This is a genomic window from Phaeodactylibacter xiamenensis (assembly GCF_965229835.1).
In the GTDB taxonomy this organism is placed as follows: domain Bacteria; phylum Bacteroidota; class Bacteroidia; order Chitinophagales; family Saprospiraceae; genus Phaeodactylibacter; species Phaeodactylibacter xiamenensis.
The window spans coordinates 4,132,375-4,155,386 of the sequence record NZ_OZ245931.1; the positions used below are offsets into that span (position 1 = coordinate 4,132,375).

Annotated in this window: 23 protein-coding genes; 12 read left to right on the top strand and 11 right to left on the bottom strand. The window is 51.0% G+C overall.

What is annotated here, in order from left to right; translation table 11 throughout:
* The first annotated feature begins 73 nt into the window (after window positions 1-73).
* From serS to rpmH, 4 genes are all read left to right on the top strand, one after another.
* On the top strand, window positions 74-1,351 hold the full coding sequence (gene serS, locus ACO08I_RS15680) for a serine--tRNA ligase (protein ID WP_282779670.1): 1,278 nt from the start codon (window positions 74-76) through the stop codon (window positions 1,349-1,351).
* 42 nt (window positions 1,352-1,393) lie between these two features.
* Entirely contained in the window at window positions 1,394-2,086 is a 693-nt protein-coding gene (locus ACO08I_RS15685) for a zinc metallopeptidase (RefSeq protein WP_282779672.1), read from the top strand.
* A gap of 141 nt (window positions 2,087-2,227) precedes the next feature.
* Window positions 2,228-2,794 carry a ribosome recycling factor gene (gene frr / locus ACO08I_RS15690; RefSeq protein WP_282779674.1) on the top strand — a complete coding sequence of 189 codons (567 nt, stop codon included), beginning with the start codon at window positions 2,228-2,230 and terminating at the stop codon, window positions 2,792-2,794.
* A gap of 143 nt (window positions 2,795-2,937) precedes the next feature.
* On the top strand, window positions 2,938-3,093 hold the full coding sequence (rpmH, locus tag ACO08I_RS15695; protein ID WP_282779677.1) for a 50S ribosomal protein L34: 156 nt from the start codon (window positions 2,938-2,940) through the stop codon (window positions 3,091-3,093).
* A gap of 168 nt (window positions 3,094-3,261) precedes the next feature.
* Here the strand turns inward: rpmH and ACO08I_RS15700 are convergent, their stop codons facing one another.
* The 11 genes from ACO08I_RS15700 to ACO08I_RS15750 all read right to left on the bottom strand — a co-directional run bounded on the left by ACO08I_RS15700 (window position 3,262) and on the right by ACO08I_RS15750 (window position 14,777).
* Complete coding sequence (locus ACO08I_RS15700) at window positions 3,262-5,079, bottom strand: tetratricopeptide repeat protein (protein ID WP_282779679.1); 1,818 nt, start codon at window positions 5,077-5,079, stop codon at window positions 3,262-3,264.
* 176 nt (window positions 5,080-5,255) lie between these two features.
* Window positions 5,256-6,158 carry an energy transducer TonB gene (locus tag ACO08I_RS15705; RefSeq protein WP_044217980.1) on the bottom strand — a complete coding sequence of 301 codons (903 nt, stop codon included), beginning with the start codon at window positions 6,156-6,158 and terminating at the stop codon, window positions 5,256-5,258.
* Window positions 6,159-6,169: 11 nt separating this feature from the next.
* Window positions 6,170-6,631, bottom strand: a complete 462-nt coding sequence (locus tag ACO08I_RS15710; protein ID WP_421946419.1) for a VanZ family protein — start codon at window positions 6,629-6,631, stop codon at window positions 6,170-6,172.
* Window positions 6,600-6,992: a glycine cleavage system protein GcvH gene (gcvH, locus tag ACO08I_RS15715; RefSeq protein ID WP_044217984.1), complete on the bottom strand. Its 393-nt coding sequence runs from the start codon at window positions 6,990-6,992 to the stop codon at window positions 6,600-6,602. Before gcvH ends, ACO08I_RS15710 begins: the two co-directional genes overlap by 32 nt.
* Before the next feature lie 194 nt (window positions 6,993-7,186).
* On the bottom strand, window positions 7,187-8,506 hold the full coding sequence (locus ACO08I_RS15720; protein ID WP_044217986.1) for a citrate (Si)-synthase: 1,320 nt from the start codon (window positions 8,504-8,506) through the stop codon (window positions 7,187-7,189).
* A gap of 237 nt (window positions 8,507-8,743) precedes the next feature.
* Window positions 8,744-9,154: a hypothetical protein gene (locus ACO08I_RS15725; protein ID WP_282779683.1), complete on the bottom strand. Its 411-nt coding sequence runs from the start codon at window positions 9,152-9,154 to the stop codon at window positions 8,744-8,746.
* Between the two features lie 238 nt (window positions 9,155-9,392).
* Window positions 9,393-10,295 (bottom strand): AAA family ATPase, encoded by a 903-nt coding sequence (locus ACO08I_RS15730; protein ID WP_421949721.1) that lies wholly within the window; start codon window positions 10,293-10,295, stop codon window positions 9,393-9,395.
* A 98-nt stretch (window positions 10,296-10,393) separates the two neighbouring features.
* Window positions 10,394-11,248 (bottom strand): FAD binding domain-containing protein, encoded by an 855-nt coding sequence (locus ACO08I_RS15735; protein ID WP_282779687.1) that lies wholly within the window; start codon window positions 11,246-11,248, stop codon window positions 10,394-10,396.
* A 136-nt stretch (window positions 11,249-11,384) separates the two neighbouring features.
* Entirely contained in the window at window positions 11,385-13,754 is a 2,370-nt protein-coding gene (locus ACO08I_RS15740) for a xanthine dehydrogenase family protein molybdopterin-binding subunit (RefSeq protein WP_421946420.1), read from the bottom strand.
* Window positions 13,751-14,242 carry a (2Fe-2S)-binding protein gene (locus ACO08I_RS15745; protein ID WP_282779691.1) on the bottom strand — a complete coding sequence of 164 codons (492 nt, stop codon included), beginning with the start codon at window positions 14,240-14,242 and terminating at the stop codon, window positions 13,751-13,753. The genes ACO08I_RS15740 and ACO08I_RS15745 overlap by 4 nt, the downstream gene beginning before the upstream one ends.
* A 61-nt stretch (window positions 14,243-14,303) precedes the next feature.
* Entirely contained in the window at window positions 14,304-14,777 is a 474-nt protein-coding gene (locus ACO08I_RS15750; protein ID WP_282779693.1) for a CoxG family protein, read from the bottom strand.
* 178 nt (window positions 14,778-14,955) lie between these two features.
* Between ACO08I_RS15750 and ACO08I_RS15755 the strand changes: the two genes are divergently transcribed.
* The 8 genes from ACO08I_RS15755 (at window position 14,956) to ACO08I_RS15790 (ending at window position 22,913) form a co-directional block, all read left to right on the top strand.
* On the top strand, window positions 14,956-16,065 hold the full coding sequence (locus tag ACO08I_RS15755; RefSeq protein ID WP_282779695.1) for an XdhC family protein: 1,110 nt from the start codon (window positions 14,956-14,958) through the stop codon (window positions 16,063-16,065).
* 114 nt (window positions 16,066-16,179) lie between these two features.
* Window positions 16,180-17,133, top strand: a complete 954-nt coding sequence (locus tag ACO08I_RS15760; RefSeq protein WP_421946421.1) for a phosphotransferase — start codon at window positions 16,180-16,182, stop codon at window positions 17,131-17,133.
* Entirely contained in the window at window positions 17,130-17,948 is an 819-nt protein-coding gene (locus ACO08I_RS15765; RefSeq protein ID WP_421946422.1) for a 3'(2'),5'-bisphosphate nucleotidase CysQ family protein, read from the top strand. The genes ACO08I_RS15760 and ACO08I_RS15765 overlap by 4 nt, the downstream gene beginning before the upstream one ends.
* Window positions 17,949-18,151: 203 nt before the next feature.
* Window positions 18,152-18,487, top strand: a complete 336-nt coding sequence (locus ACO08I_RS15770; protein WP_421946423.1) for a carboxymuconolactone decarboxylase family protein — start codon at window positions 18,152-18,154, stop codon at window positions 18,485-18,487.
* A gap of 114 nt (window positions 18,488-18,601) precedes the next feature.
* On the top strand, window positions 18,602-20,242 hold the full coding sequence (locus tag ACO08I_RS15775) for a hypothetical protein (protein ID WP_421946424.1): 1,641 nt from the start codon (window positions 18,602-18,604) through the stop codon (window positions 20,240-20,242).
* A gap of 50 nt (window positions 20,243-20,292) precedes the next feature.
* Window positions 20,293-20,778, top strand: a complete 486-nt coding sequence (locus tag ACO08I_RS15780; protein WP_421946425.1) for a hypothetical protein — start codon at window positions 20,293-20,295, stop codon at window positions 20,776-20,778.
* Between the two features lie 609 nt (window positions 20,779-21,387).
* Complete coding sequence (locus ACO08I_RS15785) at window positions 21,388-22,146, top strand: carbonic anhydrase family protein (protein ID WP_421946426.1); 759 nt, start codon at window positions 21,388-21,390, stop codon at window positions 22,144-22,146.
* 332 nt (window positions 22,147-22,478) lie between these two features.
* Window positions 22,479-22,913, top strand: coding sequence for a cold-shock protein (locus ACO08I_RS15790; RefSeq protein ID WP_421946427.1), 435 nt, complete (start codon window positions 22,479-22,481; stop codon window positions 22,911-22,913).
* The last annotated feature ends 99 nt before the right edge of the window (window positions 22,914-23,012 follow it).

The window sequence follows — 23,012 nt, forward strand, 5'->3', positions numbered from 1 at the left end:
TTAAACTGATTATTCTTCCATAAGTTCAATCGGGAACTGCCACCCGCCAAAATCTGTAAAAGAAAACCGCATCATGCTGGAACTTAACTTTCTGAGAGTCAATACGGAACGTGTAAAAGAAGGCCTTAGGGTCCGCAACTTCTCAGATGAAGCACTATCCATTGTAGACGACATTATTAATCTTGACGACCGCCGTAAAGCCACACAGACTGAACTGGACAGCCTGCTGGCGGAGCGCAATACGCTCTCCAGGGAAATCGGGGAGCTTTTCAAGTCAGGCCAGAAGGACGAAGCCGAACAAAAACGCAACCGGGTCAACGATATTAAGGAGGAGGCAGCAAGCCTGGAAGACACTCTGAAATCGATAAAAGCCGAGTTGGACGAAGCCTTGTATCAGGTACCCAATATCCCGCACCCTTCTGTCCCTAAGGGCTCTACCGAGGACGACAATGAAGTCTACAAAGCATGGGCAAAAGATCTGCCAGAGATGGGCGACGATGCTTTACCGCACTGGGAACTGGCTAAAAAATATAACCTCTTTGACCTGGAACTGGGTACCAAGATCACCGGTTCCGGTTTCCCGTTGTACCGGGGCAAAGGGGCTCGCCTTCAGCGGGCGCTCATCAGCTTTTTTCTGGATGAAGCCAACCGGGCGGGCTATGAAGAAATTCTGCCACCGCTCATCGTCAACGAGGATTCTGCCCGCGCTACCGGTCAGCTACCGGATAAGGAGGGGCAAATGTACCATATAGAAAAGGATGGCTTTTACCTCATCCCCACCGGGGAGGTACCCATCACCAATATTTTCCGGGATGAGATTCTGTCGGAAGATGATTTCCCGGTAAAGCTAACCGGGTACACCCCCTGCTTTCGGCGCGAAGCCGGTTCCTATGGTGCGCATGTACGGGGACTAAACCGGGTACATCAGTTTGACAAGGTGGAAATTGTACGCTACGAACACCCCGACCGTTCCTACGAGGCGCTGGAGGAGATGCTCGCACACGTAGGCGGGCTGCTCGACAAACTCGGGCTGCCTTACCGTATCCTGCGCCTTTGCGGGGGCGACCTGGGCTTCACGGCTGCACTTACATTCGACTTTGAAGTCTATTCTGCCGCGCAGCAAAGGTGGCTGGAGGTGAGCTCTGTGTCCAATTTTGAGACTTACCAAAGCAACCGGATGAAGCTGCGGTTTAAGGATGGCAAGTCCACCCGGCTGGCGCATACCCTGAATGGGTCTGCACTGGCACTGGCGCGTATTTTTGCAGCCCTGCTGGAGAACAATCAAACTGCAAATGGAATTATTATTCCTAAAGTATTGCAAAGCTACACCGGCTTTGACCTGATTGATTAACCAAAATGATTCGCGCAGACAGAATCTTAAAATTGCGAAGCTATGGTCTTTGATATGGGCTATATGATTGTGGCAGGCGTTATGTCTTTGATCGGCATGTTCGTTAGCCAGCGACTGAAGAGCAAGTTCAGCCATTACAGTCAAATTCCCCTGCGCTCCGGCCTGCCCGGTTATCAGATTGCTCAGCGGATGCTTGATCATTATGGCATTCGGGATGTCAAGATTGTGGAGGGGCAGGGGTTTCTTACTGACCACTACAATCCGGTGAGCAAAACGGTAAGCCTTAGCCCGGACGTGTACCGGGGCAATACGATCGCTGCAGCGGCAGTAGCGGCACACGAATGCGGGCACGCTGTGCAACATGCACAAGCCTATAGTATGCTACAGGTACGCTCTGCCCTCGTGCCAATGGTCAATATCTCGGCTATGGCACAGCAGTGGCTGTTGATCATTGCTTTCATGACCTTGTCGTCCATGCCTTCAATTATGCTGATCACGATTGCAGCATTTGGGGTAACGGCTTTATTCAGCTTTATTACCCTGCCTGTAGAGTTTGATGCCAGTAAGCGGGCACTGGCCTGGCTGGAGAGTAGTGGCGTAACCGGCGGGCAAGAGCAGGCAGGCGCCAAGGATGCCCTTTGGTGGGCGGCTATGACCTACGTTTCAGCGGCGCTGTCAGCACTTGTAATGCTGCTTTACCTGCTCATGCGGTACTCTGCTGCCACACGGGATTAGCCATCGTTACAGGCTCCGTAAAGCGAATTTGCTTAATAAATCGCTCGAATTTTATGTATTTTTGCCCTGCCTTGGCTACCGGTATACGTTGACCGAAGCCAGAAGGCAACCAAATTCATCCACTGCTTAAAACTTACGCTCATGCAACAGGAAGAAGTTGATATTTATATTGAGGCGGCAAAAGAAGGTATGGACCATGCCGTGGAACACCTGCAAAAAGAGCTGCTCAAAATCCGTGCAGGCAAAGCTACCCCGGATATGCTCTCCGGCCTGACTGTACCGTACTACGGTTCGCAGACGCCACTGAATCAAGTCGCTAACGTAAGCACCTCTGACTCCCGTACGCTCGTTATTCAGCCCTGGGAGAAAAGCATGATTCAGCCAATCGAAAAAGCGATCATGGAAGCCAACCTCGGCTTCACCCCGCAAAACGATGGAGAGGTGATCCGCATCAATATCCCCGCCCTTACCGAAGACCGCCGTAAACAACTGGTAAAGCAGGCAAAAGCTGCTGCCGAAGATTCGAAGGTAGGGCTGAGAAGTGCCCGCCGCGATGCTATGGAACAGATCAAAAAAGCAGTGAAAGACGGCTACCCGGAAGACATGGGCAAACGCATGGAAGAGGAAGTCGAAAACATCACCAAGTCTTATTCCAGTAAGATCGATAAGCTCGTCGAAGGCAAGGAAAAAGACATCATGACCATCTAAAGTGCCGCTTTAAGGCACCCCGCTGGCATATCCTATTATTAATAATCAAAGATTTGGCTTGGTCTTTCCAACCAAATCCCCTACCTTTGTCGCACTTTTGAGAAAAGGTAGAATTTACACAGAAGGATAAAGAAAATACCGCAATGAAGCGTACATATCAACCCTCAAGAAGAAAGCGTAAGAATAAGCATGGTTTCCGTTCACGGATGGCAACGAAAAATGGCCGTAAAGTACTGGCAAGCCGCCGGAAGAAAGGCCGTAAGAAGCTGACCGTTTCCAGCGAGACACGCCTGAAGTAATAGCGGGGGCCGTTCCGCCCCTTTCACTTATTACGCTTGCGCGGTGTGCAGTATTGAAGTGTACGCTGCGAAAAAAGATGGAGCTAAGCAGGAGGTGTCCTGTACTTAGCTCCATCTTTTGTGTTAATACCTACATCGGCAGGGCAAAAAGACATCCGTACATCCCCCCTATTGTATATCGTCTCCCCTGAGTATACGGTAGCGTTTGCGTGCTTCTACAGCCAGTGTGCTGTTGGAGTAATCAATAAATAACGTTTCGTAAAGCTCCTGCGCTTTGCTAGGCTGCTCCAGCTGATTTTCGTAAAGCCCCGCCAATTGGAATAGCGCATTGTCCGCCCTGATTTCATCCGGATGATTATCCACTATTTCCTGTAGCAATGCTGCTGCTTCCTCATAGTTGCGCTTTTTCTTCTGAATTTGTGCTTTCAGATAGAGCACATCGTCTCCCAGAGAATGGTTAGGGAAGCTGGTTTTGAGGGAGTCCATTTTAGCAAATGCTTCCCCGAAGCGGTTTTGGAATACCAGAAGGTCGGCATCAGCATATAGTTTTAGTGCCGTTTCTGTGGTATCCAGCCCAAGATTATCCATAATGAATACGGATAAATCGAGTGCATCATTTGCAATCAGCTTGGATGTCGAAGACTTCAGAATATCAAATTGTGCCTGAGCCCACTGGAAATCGCCGGCGTAGTAAGACAGCCGGGCATTCCGGAAGCGCGCCTCATGGCCAAGCAGATCTTCCTTAAATGCTTTATCTACCTGGGAATACAGCAGCGTGGCTTCCCAGACTTCGCCCTGCATTAGATAATAATCAGCCAGTGACAGCTTCCCTCTGGCCTGAACATTTGGGTTGACGTTCGGGTAAGCAATCATTTGATTGAGCAGCTCAATGGCTTTGTCGAGGTCATTGATGTAGAGGGCTTCCAGCTCAGCGAGCTCAAGGATAATTCTGGCGGTCACTTTAGAGCGGCCAAATTCAGTCAGGAACTCTTCGTATTCTTTTTCCAGCTCCCGGAGTTCCTCCATAGTGTAATCGTACCCACTAACGAGCTGTTTACGCTTGGAGCGCAAAGACTGCCTCTTGGCGTCGAGATAATAGGGCGATTGCGGGCCTTTTTCATCCACGATGTATTCGTAGGCTTTGATAGCCGCTGCGTAGTCACCATCATTTGCAGCGATATCAGCAAGAGCGAACACCCGGCCGCCGTTTTCATTATAGCGCCGGTCGAGGGCACGCATCTGACGAAGCGCCCCGTTATAATCTTTACGCTGAATGAACACCCAGGACAAGAGCTCCGGATAAAGGGGGTTATCTGCATCTTCCTGAATCTTGGCATAGAGCTGTTTTTGCACCTCCAGGTAATCTTCTGCATTCAGGTAACGCTGCAGAATGGACTTCACCCGGGTAATACGGTTGGGGTCTGCCTCTATACTGACCAGATAGTTTTCGATCATTTTGGGAATATCTCCCTTTCGGCGGTATAATTCGCCCAGGTCATAGGCAAAGACATCTCTGTTTTTAAGCATTTCAGCCCCCCGCTCATAGGCGGCAATAGCCAGGTCGTATTTCGTAAGCGTCATGAAGGCATTGGCCAGCCTCGTGACCTGTATCTGGTTTTTAGGCAGCTTCTCAATAGCGGTCTTGTACATGTCTTCTGCCTCTTCACTTCTCACCTGCCGCTCCAGCAGCTTTCCGTAGGTAACGTAAGTCTGTACATTTTCCGGGTCGCGCCGCAAGTGCTTTTTAATGGCTTTCTCGCTGGCATCATAGTCATCCATAGCCATGAGCGACTCAATGTAGCGGTCAAAATAGAAGTCATTATAGTTTGATTCCTTATACAGCTGCTCGTATAACACAGAGGCTTTTTCAAACTCCCCGTCCCGGTAATACTGATTGGCCAGCTGCCGGTCCTGCCCGAAGGTTAAAGTGGTGAGGGTGCCCGTGAGCAGCAAAGCGAAAACCCATTTCAAGTGTCTCTTCTTCATCAATGTATCGTTGTAGCTATTATATCCCAAACGTTTTTCCAGAGGAAAAGGTATGCTTTTTCTCCTCAAATAACGGAGGAGCAGCAGGATTGGTTGGGCAGGCGGCCATAAAAGCAAAAACGGCTGACCGCTCCTCAGAGCCATCAGCCGTTTTATAAGACAACCAAAGTAGTATACTACTCAAGGCGGAAACGGACCGGCAGGTTAAACTGTACGCGAACGGCACGTCCACGCTGCTTACCTGGGATCCACTGTATTCCCTGCTCTTTCATCAGGTTAACCACTCGCAACGCTTCTGCACCGGTTTGAGCACCGGGGTCACGCACAACGTTCGCATCAGTGATAGACCCGTCTTTCTCTACAACGAACTGCACAACAGCAGTGCCTTCCACACCATTTTCCCGGGCTATAGCCGGATACTTGATGTTTTTGTAGATAAATTCAAGCATTTTCTTGTCCGCGCACTGCTTACGCTCCTCTTTGGTGGGGAGGTCTTCACAGCCCGGGAAACGAGGCATGTCTTCCACTACCTTAAATATCTCCTCCACCTTTGGCTTGGGTGGTGGGGGTGGCGGCGGTGGTGGGGGTGGAGGCGCGTCATCAACAACGGGCGCCTCTACGATCGTCTGATCGTCGATAGACTGGTCCTCGAAGGTGACTTCTTCGTCTTCGAGAATTTCTTCATCCGGTACCTCTTCGATCACCGGTGGCGGTGGTGGAGGTGGCGGGGGCGGGGGCTCAGCCGTACGTGGGGGCTCTACCTCAATCTCATCCGGCAGCTCAAGCGCATCATCCGGAATGTAAATTTCCTCTTCGTACTGCGTCCAGCCAAAGGCGAGCACAGTAAGGCCCACTGCAAGAGCAAGGCCAAGGTTGAAGTACGTACCGCTGTACTTAAAAGCATCAGCACCAGCGTACTTGGTTCTGGAGGTAAGCGATGAGCCGGAATCGGATTGCTGTAATCCTTCTTTCGCACGCTTGGAATAAATACTGCGCATTACTACAATAAATGCAACGATGCCTACAGTGATTAACGCCAGCGCGGCGGCTAATCCCCCACCAGTAATTGAAACATCCATACTGACAAGGTTTATTTTATCAAAAAACTAGACAATAATACACATGCTACGGAGCCGATAATATTAGCAAGAATATCGTAAAGCTCAAAAAGCCGCCCCGGGAAAAACAAATATTGTACGATTTCTAGTGAAAAACCGAACAGGCTGCTGATCCCTATGGCCCATAGAATGGGGTGCTTTTGCAGCCCCCTCATTCCAGACCGGGCGAATCCGAAAGCAAGCAGGCTCGCCAGTATAAAATAGGCAACTGCGTGTGCGAGCTTATCGGGCTCCAGTAGTGAGGTTAACTTCGGCGGAGAGACTTGCCCTCCGGTTGAGAAAAAAATAAGCGCCCCTGCCCAGATTAGGGCAGGCAACAACATCATTTTGTTGTTGTCTATATCTGGTAGATGCAGCGCTTTGAGTTTTTGGTGTGTGAAGAAAGAAAAAATATTATTTTTTTTAGCTGACCAGCTTTTTATAGGCCTCTGCATCCATCAGTTCTTCGAGTTCAGCAGGGTTGGTCATCTCGATCTTAACGATCCAGCCCTCTCCGTAGGGGTCTTCATTGACCAGGGTAGGGTTATCACCATCCGCCTCATCAATCTGAGGATTGAATTCCAGTATTTTGCCAGAGACCGGCATAAAAAGCTCAGACGTGGTTTTTACGGCTTCCACGGTTCCAAAGACTTCGTCTTTGTCCAGGGTTTCATCCACCGTTTCTACTTCGACGTAAACCAGCTCATCCAGCTCGCCCTGCGCAAAATCCGTAATGCCAACATAAGCGATGTTGCCTTCTTCTACGCGGACCCATTCGTGCTCATTCGTATATTTGAGCGTATCAGGAAATTCCATATTTCTTTGAGTTATTTTCGTTTTTTACTGCCAGGCTGAACCTACTCAGCGGTAGGAGGAATACCCGGCGCGGTCAAAAATAAAGGAATTTTAGGAATAAAGAATTTTATAACCGGGAAGTTTGAACGGAGCTGGCCCCAAGGAACTGAAAAAGGCAGCTGCCCTGTCAGACAACTGCCTTTTTTTAAGTCCGTTTAAGCTTCCTGCTCCATTTTAGCAAGCGTGCTTTTCACCCATTCTGTGGTAACGGATTTTGGTCGTTCCAGTGGGAAGCCCAGTGCACGGGACCAGCATAGAGCAGATAGTACGCCCAATGCACGCGACACGCCGAACAGGACGGTGTAGAAGCTGTATTCCTTCAACCCGTAATGCACCAGCAGGGCACCAGAGTGAGCATCCACATTAGGCCATGGGTTCTTCACCTTGCCCAGGCTTTCCAGGATTGGCGGCACCACATCAAATATTTTCCAGACCACCTTTACCACCTCATCGTCCTTGATGTATTCTTCCGCAAAGCGCTTCTGCGCCATGAAGCGGGGGTCTGGCTGCCGCAATACAGCATGCCCATATCCAGGAATCACCTGCCCCGAGGAGAGTGTGCTATTCACGTAGTCAGCGATTTGCTCCTTGGAAGGCGACTTGGTACCCAGTGCATCCAGCATCTTGAAAATCCAGCGGATGACTTCCTGATTCGCCAGGCCATGCAATGGGCCAGCCAAAGCATTCATACCTCCTGCGAGAGAGTAGTAAGCATCGCTAAGGGTGGACCCTACCAGGTGTGTGGCATGGGCAGAAGCATTTCCACCTTCGTGGTCAGCGTGGATCGTCAGGTAAAGCCGCATCAGGTTTTTGAAGTCATCCCCCTCAATACCCAGCATGTGGGCAAAGTTGCCCGACCAGTCCTGAGAAACATCAGGCGAGATGTGATCACCATTGTGATAGGTACGGCGGTAGATGTAAGCCGCAATGCGCGGCAACCGGGCGATGAGATTCATCGTATCTTCGTAAGTCGGATCCCAGTAGTCTGCCTTATCGATACCCTCATCATAACGGCGGGCAAAGCAGCTCTCAGTTTGCATGGAAGCAATAGCGAGAGAAAACTGCGTCATCGGGTGGGTATTGACCGGCAAGCTGTCCAGCACCTTAAAAGTATGCTCAGGCACATGGCTGCGGGTCAGCCACTGCTCAGTCAGCCACTTCACCTCCTGCTCCGTTGGGATTTCACCAACCAACATCAGCCAGAACAAGCCTTCAGGGCGAGGCTCTTTGCCGTCCGGGCCTTTGGGGAGCACCTCCCGAAGTTCAGGGATGGAATAACCCCGGAACCTGATCCCTTCAATGGGGTCAAGCTGTGAGGTTTCCCAAATCATGGTTTTGATACCGCGGGCACCACCATAAATCTGTTTCAGGGTGACTTCGTCAAATTTCTTGTTGCCATGCTCTTTGAGCATAGCACGAATTTCAGTCCGCAGAGCGGTCGCTTTTTCGTTGAATTTCGTTTTTAAAGGATCCATTAATGCTTTATAGTTATTATGGTGTCATGTAAAAAGGTAACCGTACAGGTAAAACACAAGACAGCAAATCCTGTTCGTAGGTATTCTGCTGAAGAGGGTCATTGAAATCAGGGATTATGTTGGGAAGACCCTGTTTGATGATACATATTATTTTACGGCACCGCTAATATTACATCAATAAGCAAAGAATAGTTGCTCCCAAATAAAAAAAGCGGCCCTTGACGAACCGCTTATTTTTTATTCCATTTCCCAGACTGCAAGTTGTATTTCCTCACGTGTGGCGCCCCGGGCTTTCATTTGCTTAATCAGCTCAGATTCTTTTTTTCGCCGTTCGACCATTTGTTCTCTGAGAACAGGGAGTTGTTCCTGATTGAGCAGCCGCTTAAGAGAGACGATTTCCCCCTGTCGGATCGCATTTTTCTTTTGCAGGTACAACTTTCGGTCAGAGGATGCAAGGTGGGCAATTTCCTCCTGATTCCGAAGACGCCGCTCCGCAATGGTATAAGCTCCCTCTTCCTGTGCTTCCGTCAATTGGTAGGTAGCAATCAAATCTTCCGCTACCGCATTCACCTGGGCTTTGCCGACAGCTTGTGCCTGAAGGTGGATGGATGCGCCCAATAAGAGTGCGATAACAACGATATATTTCATAACTAACTTGATTTTGGGCTAAAATACAATTTTTGTGCGTTCTGCAACTCCCTATCCGGTCTAAATACCAATAATTGCCTGGCAGCAGACGCAGGGGTGGCTTATTTTTTCAGTCATTAGTGGCTTGTTAGCTGATACTGAGGAAATACAGTGCAACTGCCTCCCTATTATGGCTCTTTAAAACACCGATCTACATCCTTCTACAGTCCTGCCTTCATTGTGTGGAGACGCCACACCTTTACAAGTCTTCCAGTTTCGAAATAGCTCCCACCTTCTCAAATAACTCCGACAGGGAATCCTGAGCATGGCGGATATCCTGCCAGTCCTTGAGGACAATACCAAGGGTGGATTCCACAATGCTTTTATCGAGGTAGTCAATGTGGAGCGCGGAGAGGGCCATGGCCCAGTCCAGCGTTTCAGCGATGCCGGGCACTTTCTCCAGGCGCATTTGTCGGACTTCCTGCATAAAGGTGCAGATTTGACGGCTCAGGTCATCATCTATGCCCGGTACTTTACTGCGCACAATCTGTAGTTCTTTTTCAAATTCCGGATAGGAAATGTAGAGGTAAAGGCAGCGGCGGCGCAGGGCTTCCGAAAGTTCCCGCACCCGGTTGCTGGTAACGATCACCTGCGGGATATGGCTGGCTTTGATGGTCCCAATTTCCGGAATGCTAATCTGCCAGTCGGAGAGGACTTCGAGCAGAAAGCTTTCAAATTCTTCATCGGCCCGATCAATCTCATCAATCAGCAAGACCGGGGCTTTGTGGTGGGTGATGGCTTGAAGCAGGGGGCGCTTGAGCAGAAAGCGTTCGCTGAAGATATCGCGTTCTTTTTCCTCCAGCGTTTTTCCGCTATGCTCATCCATCTTAAGGTGGAGCAGCTGCTGCTGATAATTCCATTCATAAATGGCATGGGTGGCATCAAGCCCTTCGTAGCACTGCAGACGGATGAGGTCTGTATTCAGCGCCCGGCTCATCACTTTGGCGATTTCCGTTTTGCCTACGCCGGCCGGCCCTTCAATAAGAAGGGGCTTGCGCAGTTCCTTGGCCAGAAATACGGACATTACGATAGAAGGCTCTGTGATATAGCCCTGCTCGTATAGCATCTGCTGAATGTGCTGTAAGCCCTCGTTTTTAATCATAACGGCGTGGAAAGGTTCAGTTAAACAGTACTGCCGGGCGGCATCACCACCCGGCAGTCTCCAATCATTCAAGTTTCATACACTACTCTGAAAAGTGGCTATTGCGTAGCGGCCATCAATGCCCGTTTGGCATAGACTTTCGCCAAATGTAAACGATATTCTTCGGAGGCGAAGTGGTCTGCCATGACCATTGCATCCGCTCCTGTGCCTTCCACGGCAGCATCGATATTGGCTTCCGTAGGCTCCTTGCCCACCAGGGCTTTCTCGATATTCCCGGCAGCAAAAGCCGCATCCGCCAGGCCATTGATGCCGACCTTGACGCGCTCTATCTTCCCACCTTTGACCGTCACTGCGGCGGCGGCACCGACAATTGCAAAGCGGGAGGCCGGCTGCATAAACTTCTTATAAGCACTTCGTGTACCTTCCGGCGGCAAAGGGATGCTGATTGCCGTCAGCAGCTCATTTTCCTGCAGGTCGGTCATGTAGAATCCGGTAAAAAAGTCCTCGGCGGGCACACTGCGCTCTCCATCCGGCCCCTTGAGGTGGACGGAAGCCCCGGCAGCAATCATCACCCCGGGCCAGTCGGCGGCAGGGTCCGCGTGGGCCAGGCTGCCCCCAATCGTCCCCATATTACGCACCTGCTGATCACCGATAAGGTCGGCCGCTTCCGGCAACATACTGTAGGTTTGGTGCGCCAGTTCGGAAGTAGCCACATCGTGGTGGGTGGCACCGGCACCTATGACCAGCTTATTGCCATCCTTTTTGATGTAGCGCAGCTCCTGGATTTTGCGGATATCGATAAGTACGCCGGGCGCATTGAGCCGCAGCTTCATGGCAGGAATGAGGCTGTGCCCCCCTGCCAGCAGTTTGGCATCCATGCCGTGCTTGACCATCAGAGTGATGGCGTCGTCAACGGACTCGGCGCGGATGTAATCAAATTTATTGGTTACCATGGTTGTTGTTAAGTTTGAAAGTCTGACAATATACTGACGATTAAGTGGTTTGCCACAGCAAACCTACTGAATGTCAGCATTCACGCTGAGAAGTGGCTTGCTCCGATGTTGCAAACCACTTCGTATTGCGTATAGGTTAACTCTGCATGTGCCGCCATACGCGCTCGGGCGTCAGTGGCATCTCCAGGTCTTTCTTGATACCGAACGGCCGGAGAGCATCCATCACAGCGTTGACCACAGCCGGCGTGGACCCGATACAGCCCGCCTCCCCGGCGCCTTTCACACCCAGTGGGTTGTGTGGGCAGGGCGTCACCGTGCGGTCGATCTCAAAACTTGGCAGATCGTCCGCCCGTGGCATGGTGTAATCCATGTAGGAGCCGTTGATGAGCTGTGCGTCTTCGTCGTACATTGCGCCTTCGAAGAGGGCCTGTCCAATACCCTGCGCCAGCCCACCGTGTATTTGCCCATCCACGATCATAGGATTGATGACGTTGCCTACATCATCCACTGCAATGAAGCGCTTGAGTTTCGTATGGCCAGTATCCCTGTCGACCTCTACAATCGCTACGTGGGCACCGTAAGGGTAGGTAAAGTTGGCCGGATCGTAGAAGCTGGAGAAGTCCATGCCCGGTTCTACTCCTTCCGGATAGTCGTGAGGCACGTAAGCGGTCAGGGCTACATCCCCAAAGGCAATACTCTTGTCAGTACCCTTTACCGTCCATTTGCCTTCTGCAAATTCCAGGTCTTCCTCGGAAGCCTCCAGTTTGTGGGCGGCTATCTTGGCTCCTTTCTCGATGATCTTATCCAGGCTCTTCACGATAGCACTGCCTCCAACTGCCAGGCTACGCGACCCGTAAGTGCCCATACCGAAGGCTACCGAATCGGAATCGCCATGTATAATTTCCACGTCATCCAGCGGAATGCCCAGGCGGTCAGCCACCACTTGTGCGAAGGTCGTTTCGTGCCCCTGCCCGTGGGAATGAGCTCCGGTAAATACACTGACTTTGCCGGTTGGCTGCACCCTTACCTGACCGACTTCGTACAGACCGGCCCGGGCGCCGAGGGCACCCACTACTGCCGATGGCGCAATACCACAGGCTTCGATATAGGTGGAAAACCCGATGCCCAGCAGCTTGCCTTCCTTGCGGGCTTCTGCCTGCTCCTTGCGGAATTTTTCGTAACCGACCATCTCCAGGGCTCGCTTAAGCACCGCATGGTAATTACCGCTATCGTATTGCAGGGCGACCTGAGTCTGATAGCCCGGCTGCTCCACCCCATCAAATGGAGGGATAAAATTCTTCAGGCGGAGTTCGGCAGGGTCCATATCCATTTCCAGAGCAGCCGTATCCATGAGGCGCTCCAGCAGGTAGGTCGCTTCCGGCCGGCCGGCGCCCCGGTAGGCGTCTACCATTACCGTATTTGTAAAGACACCGGTTACGTCCACGTTGATTTTGGGGGTGACGTACAGCCCCTGCATCAGCGTGCCGTGCAGCCAGGTGGGCACACAAGGTGCAAAGGTAGACAGGTAGGCGCCCAGATTAGCGTGGGTTTTGACCCGCAGGGCCAACACATTGCCCTCTTTATCGAAGCCCATTTCGGCTTTGGAAATATGGTCACGCCCGTGCGCATCCGTCATGAATGCTTCGCTGCGGTCGGAAGTCCACTTTACCGGGCGTTTCAGGCGTTCGGAGCACCAGATCATCAATGCCTCCTCGGCATAGTGAAAGATTTTGCTGCCAAAGCCGCCGCCTACATCCGGGGCGACCACGCGGACACGGTGCTCGGGGATGCCCAGCACGAAAGCACAAAGCAGCAGCCGGGTCAGGTGTGGGTTTTGTGAGGTGGTATACAGGGTATACTTTCCGGTGGCTTCTTCGTACTGCCCGATAGCAGCCCGCGTTTCCATCGCATTCGGGATCACCCGCTGATTGGTGAACTCAAGGGTGGTGATATGATGCGCCTGCTTCATTGCCTTATCGACCTCTTCCTTAGGGTTGCCCAGTTCCCAGTCGAAGCACTTGTTGTTGGGGGCTTCGTCATGTACAAGGGGCGCACCGTCCTCTGTAGCCTTTTTAGCATTCGCTACAGCGGGCAATTCTTCCCAATCGACGTCAATTTCATCGGCAGCATCCCGGGCTTCTTCTCTGCTTTCTGCGATCACCACGGCCACGCCGTCGCCCATGTACCGGGCTTTATCGGCAACCAGCAGCGGGTGTGGCGGTTCCTTCATGGTCTCGCCATTTTTGAAATTAACCTGCCAGCCGGTTGGGATGCCATTGATGCCGGACTCGGCAATATCTTTTCCGGTATAAATTTTGACGACACCGTCCATCTTTTCAGCCCGGCTCGTGTCTATATTGTTGATTTTGGCGTGTGCGTAGGGGCTGCGTACAATATAAGCGTACAGCATGCCCGGCAGCACAATATCATCGGTGTAGCGGCCTTTGCCCGTGAGGAAACGTTTGTCCTCTACGCGCTTGACGGCCTTGCCTATATAATTGGTCATGATGCGACAGCTTTTTTCGGTTCGTTAATTTTTTTGGCAGCGTACTGAATGGAGCGTACGATGTTGTGGTAGCCGGTACAGCGGCAGAAGTTGCCCTCAAGCCCTTCTCGGATTTCCTGCTCGGAAGGGTTAGGGTTGCGCTCCAGCAAGTCTACGGCAGACATGATCATGCCAGGCGTACAAAAGCCACACTGCAGCCCGTGCTCTTCGCGGAAGCCTTCCTGCAGGGGGTGCATTTCGCCATTTTGCGAAAGCCCCTCGATAGTAGTCACTTCTGAGCCATCGGCCTGAACGGCGAGCATGGTGCAGGATTTGACAGCGTTGCCATCAACGAGGATGGTACAGGCCCCGCAGTTGCTGGTATCGCAGCCCACGTGGGTACCGGTCAACTGCAGATTGTCACGGAGGAAGTGTACCAAAAGAGTACGTGCTTCTACTTCCTTCGTAACAGACTGCCCATTGACGGTCATGGTGATTTTAGTCGGCATAGGGTATTCTGAGTTTTTGATCAATTGGAAATATATCCGGTGGTTCAGAGCTGATACGCCATCAGGCAGGCTGATGGGCCGGGTTTTCCAGCTCTTCCTCCAGTGCTTTGAAAAATTGTTTGCTCAAGGTATTGGCCACGCCGGAGAGGACGCGCTGCCCGGTGCGGGCGAGCAGGCCAGACAGTCGTGCCTTGCCATCAAAAGAAAGCTGGGTCGTTTCTGCCCCGGTCTCTTCCAGGTCGATTTTCACATCTGCGGCGACGTTACCGATTTTGCTGTTTTGCTGAATCTTGAGGACGAAGCTTTCCGGCTCCTGCTTTTCGGCAACCTCCAGGTTACCTGAAAAGGAACCACTAACGGGACCCATTTTGACATTGGCGATCGCCTTGTAAGTATCTGGCCCGGTTGCCTCGAGTTCAGAGACCCCCGGCGTGATCCGCGCAAGCGTGTCCGCGTCCATTAGCATTTGGAAAATCTGGTGAGCAGGCGCATTGAATTGGTGTGATCCTTTAAGATGCATGGGTGTGCTTGTCATTTATCGGTTTATCCTTTTACAAGGACTTTAAAGTTATAAATTTAAGTGCTATTTTAGTAAAAAAATAAGAATAAAAATTGGTTTTCAATGCGCTAACTAAAATTTACACAATTAAAATCTAAGCGCAATACTTATTTGTTAGCATTTATGAACTTTAAAACTGTGCCGCATTTCCGCTATGAAAGAAATCAAGTCGATTATCAAAACCTATGACGAACTGGACCGCAACCAAAAGCTGGCCCTCGCTACGGTCGTACGTGTGGAGGGGTCTTCCTACCGCCGGGCCGGTGCCCGTATGCTGGTCATGGAAGATGGCAACTGGATTGGCGGCATTAGCGGAGGTTGCCTGGAAGGAGATGCTTTGCGTAAAGCCCAACTGGCAATGTTTCAGGATAAACCTTCTCTTGTCACTTACGATACCACCGATGATGACGCGCAGTCGATTGGGGTGGGGCTGGGCTGCAACGGGATCATTGATGTGCTCATCGCCCCGCTCAAAGACGAGCCAGATAACGCACTGGAGGTACTGCGGCGGTGCACAGACGAGCGGCAGCCTAACATTCTGATCACGATATCGCATAATGAGGATGGACCGGAGGCTTTGTACCCGGGCCGTATGTTCCGGTACGAAAGCGCCGAACAACTAAAAGCGGTTTTGCCGGAAGGCACCCCGGTAGATGCCTTACAGGCAGACGTGGAAACTGCACTGAGCCGGCAAAAGTCCGTCACCGGGCATTATGAACTGGAGAATAGCGGCTCCGTCAGCGCATTCATTGAATTCCTGGCGCCCACTATACGCCTGTTGCTCTTTGGCGGCAATTACGATGTTTTTCCTATGGCCCAACTGGCTAAAGACCTGGGCCGCCACGTGACGGTCTATGCCAATCCGCACAAGCTGAGCCGCTCCGTCTTTCAACAGGCCGACGAAATTAAAGCCAAGGATGAGCCGGTGGAAGTAGACGCATACACGGCCTGCATACTCATGGCGCACGATTACAAAACCGACCTGAACAACCTCCGGCGCCTGCTGCAAACGGAGGTACCCTACATCGGTATGCTCGGCCCCCGCAAGCGGACCAACAAGATGCTGGACGAACTGACAGCGGAAGGCATCACGCTTTCTGAATCCGATCAGGAACGCCTCCACAGCCCGGTAGGCCTGGACATCGGAGCGCTGTCGCCGGAAGAAATTGCGCTGTCCGTGCTGGCGGAAATCCGGGCGTACTTTAGCGGGCGGCAGGGAGGGTTCCTGAAGCACCGGTCGGGGACCATACATGAGCGGGGTTAACACCCTATTTTAATTGTGCATGGGCTGCTCCACCAAATGCTATGAGGTTAGAAAAGCAGGTTTCCTTACGCAGGGTAAAGTTCATTTGTAGCATCCTCTTTATATTACCGCTCTATGGATCCCTACTTTCTATCAATCATTCAGCAAAAGACCGGTGCATCGGCATTAAAGGAGCAGGAAACCCTGCAAGCCTTATGGAGCGGCTATGGTAAAATTCTACGCATTAAATTAGCAGATGCGGCCGTTAAAAGTGTCGTTGTCAAGCATGTCCAACTCCCGGCGCAACAAAACCATCCCCGGGGGTGGAATACTGATTTGGGGCACCAACGCAAAGTGAAATCCTATCAGGTGGAAACCCGGTGGTATGACACCTACAGCAAAGATAGTACCGCCCGCCTTCCCCAATGCATCGCGATTGCCAGGCGGGGCGATGAAGTCCTGATGGTGCTCGAGGACCTGGACGAAGCCGGGTACGCCCTGCGCAAACAAGCTGCCTCCTGGGAGGAAATCAATGCCTGCCTGCAATGGCTGGCTCAATTTCACGCCAGTTACCTGGGAAAGACACCGGACGGGCTCTGGGAAACCGGCACCTACTGGCACCTGGGTACCCGCCCTCAGGAACTGGAAGCGCTGGACGATCAGGCGCTGAAGGAAGCGGCTCCCCTCATCGACGAAAAGCTAAATGCCTGCCAATTCAAAACCTTTGTGCATGGGGATGCGAAGCTGGCCAACTTTTGCTTTGCCGGGGACGGTAAGGTGTCGGGCGTCGACTTCCAGTATGTGGGTGGTGGCTGTGGGATGAAAGACGTGGCGTATTTTATTGGAAGCTGCCTGGACGAACGTGAATGCGAGCGCCTGGAAGGGCAAATTCTGGATACGTACTTTGACCATTTGCAAGCCGCACTTGAACAGCCCAATGACGCACTGGAAAAAGAGTGGCGGCCCTTGTACCGGGTCGCATGGGCAGATTTCCACCGTTTTCTGAAAGGGTGGAGCCCTGGCCACTGGAAAATCAACAGCTACAGCGAGCGCGTCACTGCAGCAGTGATTAAAAGCCTTACACCATGAACCTTTCGCAACTTACCCAAGTCGCCACGGAGGCTGCAATCGCTGCCGGTCAGGTCATCCAAAAGGCAATTGGTGAAGAGGTACCGGTGGAGGAAAAGCAGGGCGGCGAGAGTTATGCCTCTCAGGTAGTCACCGCTGTAGATAAAGCCGCTGAAGCCGTCATTCTTTCCCACCTCCTGCCCACTTGCGAGGCGTTTGGCCTGGCGCTTTTATCAGAAGAAACCGAAGACGATGGGAGCCGGTTTGAAAAAGACTTTTTCTGGTGCATTGACCCCATGGACGGGACGCTGCCCTTTATCCGGAAACAACCCGGCTTTTCCGTATCCATTGCTTTGGTAGACAAAGGTGGTACACCCCACCTTGGGGTAGTTGCTGACCCGAGCACCAATACCCTGTACCACGCCATACGGGGCGAAGGGGCCTGGAAAAACAACAAGCCCTGGACCATCCAAAACACCAACAATCACCTGACCTACGTGACCGATCGTCCATTGAAGGATACGCCCCGGGCGGACGACATCCGGCAGTTTTTGCGGCAGCAGGTCGAAAAGCTTGGGCTGAGCGGTGTACGGGAATGGGCAGGTGGGGGCGCTGTGCTGAATGCCATACGCGTGCTTGAAAATGGGCCGGCCTGCATGCTCAAGTTCCCCAAAAAGGAGCAAGGCGGCGGGAGCATCTGGGACTTTGCAGCAACATCCTGTATTTTTCAGGAAGCGGACCGACCGGCTACGAGTTTCAATGGAAACCCTTTGGACTTAAACAGACAAGGTAGTACCTTCATGAACCATGAAGGGGTGCTCTATCTGAACCTCTAAAGCAACGTATAAACCTCTTCCTGCAATATCAGAACAACGCTGCGCCCGCTTAGGCTTTTTTAGAAAAAACTGGTGTATTGGCAGAAATTTCTTCTCCCTGAAATTGTTAATAACAGAGACCGGAAGTACATGAAAAGCCTTTGATGAACAAGCGGGGCTGCGGTTGCCGCAAACAAGGGTTTAAACCATAAAAACAGATACAAATGAGTACCTACTTAGAGCAAGCAAAAACTGTGGCAGGTTTTGTTGAAACCCTTTCCCGGGAGCACCCAAAAGCCGCTGAAGGATTTCTTACCCTGCACAAGTCCTCAGCGGGAGATAGCGCCCTGACTGGCCGCCAGAAAGAGCTCATTGCATTGGGTATTTCCATAGCTATACGCTGCGAAGGGTGCATTTCATGCCATGTCAAGGCTGCACTTAAGGCCGGGGCGACTCAGGAAGAGATTGTCGAAACCATTGGCGTATCTATTCTTATGGGCGGGGGGCCATCTGTGGTATATGGCGAGAAAGCGTACCAGGCAATGAAGGAAATGATGTAGCATTTCCTGTAAGCCAGCCCCAAAAAACAGGCTGGCTTATTTACGTAGTATCGAACTGTTTCATACAAAAAAAGTGTGTCGGTGAAATGTCCCCACTTCCTGCTTACCAGCATAATGTTAACACATTCATTGTTCGTCTTTGGATCTTGTTCCGGGGAGGTTTTTTCCATTACAGAGTTGCTCAACCACGACCCTAACAACCACCATATTTTCACCTGCGAGGTACTGGAAACGTACAAAAGGGGGCACAGCTTCGAAAGCATTGCTGCGGTGAAAAAAAGATTTAGAGGTAGCCCGGAAGACACTATTTTCCTAAACACAGGCGGAGGCACCACAGCGGGCGGACAAAAGCTATACCCTGGCGAAGTATGGCTGATCTTCAGCACTACCAAAGATAGCTTGCACTATGGAGCGACAGTTTGCGATTTTTTGTCAGCCCGGATTAAGACAGGGAATGATCAAGCCTGTTCCAGGTCCATCAGCCCGTTAGGCAACACTTATCTTGACGTATTGGAGGCTTACGAGTCTGTATGGGAAAATAAATTTTCGGGAAGCAAAGCAATAACCAGTGCGGGCAGGCTCATCGCCGAGGGTCAGTTTTTGTCGGGGGCGCCTCATGGAGCATGGGTGCACTACAGCAGGCGTGATGATTTCGAAAAGGAAATCATGAGAAGTGAAATTGCCTACCAAAACGGGAAGCTGAATGGCGAATATCGCGTTTATCGTGAGACGGAAGAGGACAATTTCGTTATTGAGCGCAAAGTGTACAGCGATGACAGGCAATTACTGCAGGAAAGATATAGAGTGGAAGGGCAGGTCAGATACGAGTACAGCAGTGATGAAAGGAGAATGGTGGTCGCAACATTTACAGATTCCCTGGGACAAAAACTAAGGCACATCGCACAGGTTGAGCTGGGGTATAACAACAAGCCCCCACTTTACCCCGTCCGGTTCAGGCACGGATACTACCTACATAAAGTAAGTAAGGACTCCAGCAGCTATAGCCCATTGGCAGAAGGTGCTTATTTCCGGGGTATGAGAGTAGGGACGTGGACGTTTTTTAACAAGGAAGGGGCGATCGTGGCCACCAAAACCTATCCGGATATTCCAGCTGATACTTCTACTCTTCAAATTTTTGATGAGGAAGAGCAGGTCAGGCTGAGCGGCACTTATACGGATGGCAAAAGGCAAGGGGTATGGCAATATTTCTACGATGGGCAGCTGGAGCATGAAGAAGTGTACAGCTCCGATGGAAATTTGCTTTCCAAAACCCGCTTTTACGAATCAGGCGGCTTTGAGCACACACCTTATGCCAACCACCTGCAGCATGGCTGGAAAACGGTTTTTGCCCAGTCCGGCACCATAAAAAGTATGGAGTATTACAAGCACGGGCGCCGGTCCGGGACCAGTGTCTTCTTCAATACAGATGGCACCGTCAACCGGGAATTGCGGTATGTACAGTCAAGAGCCTACACCGTAAGTGACCCAGGCAATAGCACTTATCTCGTTAACGGTTTTTTGAACGGCTCCTTCGTGCAGCACCACTACGAGACCGGCGAAAAAATAGCGGAAGGAACGTACTGGATGGGGTACCGGACGGGCGTATGGACAGAGTACGAAAAAGGAGGCGGGTACCGGAAATTGTACTACCCTACAGGACAGCAAGAGCTGATGAACCGATGCGGGCACTCTATGCCGGAATTGACGGAGCAGTATGACAAAGATGGGAACTTGCTAAATTCATGGAAATTTTGAGCAACCTGGCTTAGTAGGCCGCATTGGTTAGCCTTGTTAAAATAAAGATTTTGAACGCAGTATCCACATTTGAAAAATATTTTCTCAGCGCCAGGCAGAACCGGTGGTACTGGCTCTTTTCCATCTTTTGCCGGACGGTGCTGGCCTTTGCTTTCTTTGCTGCCGGGATGGTCAAGATCGTGGGGGAGCGCTTCGCCAGCGGGCTATCCGAACTCCACCCCATGGGCGCTTACCTGGAAGCCCTGCACCATACCGGATACTATTATACTTTTATTGGTATTGCGCAGGTAGCAGCGGCTATGCTGTTGCTCATCCCGAGGACGGTGGCGTTGGGCGCACTCCTGTACTTCCCCATCATCGTGAATATATGGCTGCTTTCCTATGCCGTTCGTTTTGAAGATTCTTATGTGACCTCTCCCCTGATGGTCCTCGCCAATTTGTACCTCCTCGTTTGGAATTATGACCGGTTGAGGTACCTCTTGCCGCTGAAGGAATTTTCAGAAATGGGGATTCTTCAAAAGCCGGCGAAGTTATAATACGAAGTTCCCGCTCTTGTTTTTCGCGTTCGTATTCTTCACCGTAGTGGCCGCCGTTGCCTTTGCGGAATTTGGCCATGAAGTCATGCCAAGAAACTCCCTAAAAGATTGCAAAACACAGTTTGCCGATACCGGGCAGGAAGCGATTGGGTTTAGGTTTTGCGAGTGTATTCATGTAGAGGGGCATTCCTTAGACGATTGCCTGGAGGAATTTGAACGTTCGAAGCAGACGTTGGCTTACTGAGAATTATCCTTTGTTTTCGCCAATGGAACGATACCGCATTAGCAACGGACTAAGACTATGTTTGGATTTCACCCTTTGGGCTGCATTTGCCAAATTTTATCCTGAACTTCGTTGCTCTTCAGTCGCTTAGCTTAGGCTAGGCTCCTTCATCCCGCCTTGTTCAGAATAAAATTTGACTACATTCGCTCCAAAAGCGAATTCCCAACATAGTCTAAAACTTTAAATCGGTAAACGGATTAGCATCTCCGTACTACAGCGAAGCTACGCTTTAAAACAAGTGCGAACCAGGTTTCCCGGCCGGTGTTAATTATCCAATCAGCAATGCTTGCGGATTGAAATATTACTTACCTGAAAATCTGAACACTATGAATACTTCACGGCCTTTCGTTATTATCTTAACATTTTTCACCCTGTTCCTACTATCCTGCAGCCCGCCCACGGAGCCTGAAAAGGCGGAAGAAGCGACTGAAAATACTGAGGAAGAATCAATTGTGGGCCTGGTTGAGGATGTACTGACCGCCGAAGAGCAGGCAGCGCTCACGCCCGATATGGTCATTCAGTCCTTCAAGGAAGGCAACGGGCGCTTCATGCGCAATGACCTGACCACCCGGAACCACTCAGAACAAGTGCGCAAGAGCACCAATGCGCAATATCCTAAAGCCATTGTTTTATCCTGCGTCGACAGCCGGGTTCCGGTGGAAGACGTCTTCGACCGTGGTATTGGCGATGTGTTTGTCGCTCGTGTGGCAGGCAATTTCGTTAACGAGGACATCCTGGGCAGTATGGAGTTCGCCTGCAAAGTCTCCGGTTCTAAGCTGATTCTGGTCTTAGGGCACGAGCACTGTGGTGCCGTCAAAGCCGCAGTGGACGGGGTAGAACTGGGCAATATTACGCCAATGCTTTCCAAAATAAAGCCAGCCGTGGAGGCGACCGAATATGAAGGGGACCGAAGCTCGAAAAACGAAGCCTTTGTCCATGAGGTCTGCGAAAACAACGTGCAGCATGCCATGGCGCAAATCCGGGAGCGCAGCCCCATACTCAGGGAGATGGAAGACAATGGTGAGATCAAAATTGTCGGTGGCGTCTACGACATGGATAACGGGAAGGTGTCTTTCCTGAATTAGCGGGCGCCGCACACGCGTTCAAACCACATTCCGACAGGAGGGGGCCACCTTCTAAAGCAGCATGACTTTGACAGGAGATGGCTCCCTTTGTTATCGACTCAAACGAAAAAGCAGCCCTGCCCCATATCTACCCGGTTTCTGAGAAAATGAAGCCGAATACTCCCCTCATTGTCATGATTTGACCTAATTAAGAGAGAATACGCACAAAAGCCATTAAAAAAGTGTACCTTGAGAAACTGAGCTATTTTCAATATTACTGAAATAGAACGTTAAGACCGGCTATTTGCTTTGATTTGGATGTAGTCAAATTATTCACTAAAACAGAAATCTGAATGGCGGATAGCTATCAAAAGAAAGAACGGGAAAAGAAAAAACGTAAAAAGAGGAAAGAGAAACAGGAGCGGAAAGAACAAAAAAAGTTTGAGGACAAGAGCCAGATCGAATTCATGTATGTGGATGAAAACGGCCAGTTTTCTACTACTCCTCCCGACAAGCCAAAGAAAGAGGTCAAGCTGGAAGACATTGAAATTGGCGTCCCAAAGTACGAAGATGACGGAAAGTCTAAGTACGAAAGAGAAGGCAAAGTAAAGTTCTTCAACGCCGAAAAGGGCTATGGCTTTATCATTGAAAAGGACACTCAGGAGAGTTACTTTGTACACGCGAACGATCTGGAAGAAGAGATCGATGCGGAAGATAAAGTCGCTTTTGAAATCGGGTCTGGCCCCAAAGGCCCCATCGCCATCAACGTACAGTTACAGAAAGCTTAATTGCTAACGAAGGAGTATCAGCACTACAAGGGCTCAAAGCCATCTTAGTGCCGATACTCTCCATCTGGTATTCATCTCTGGATCAGCCAACTCCTTGCG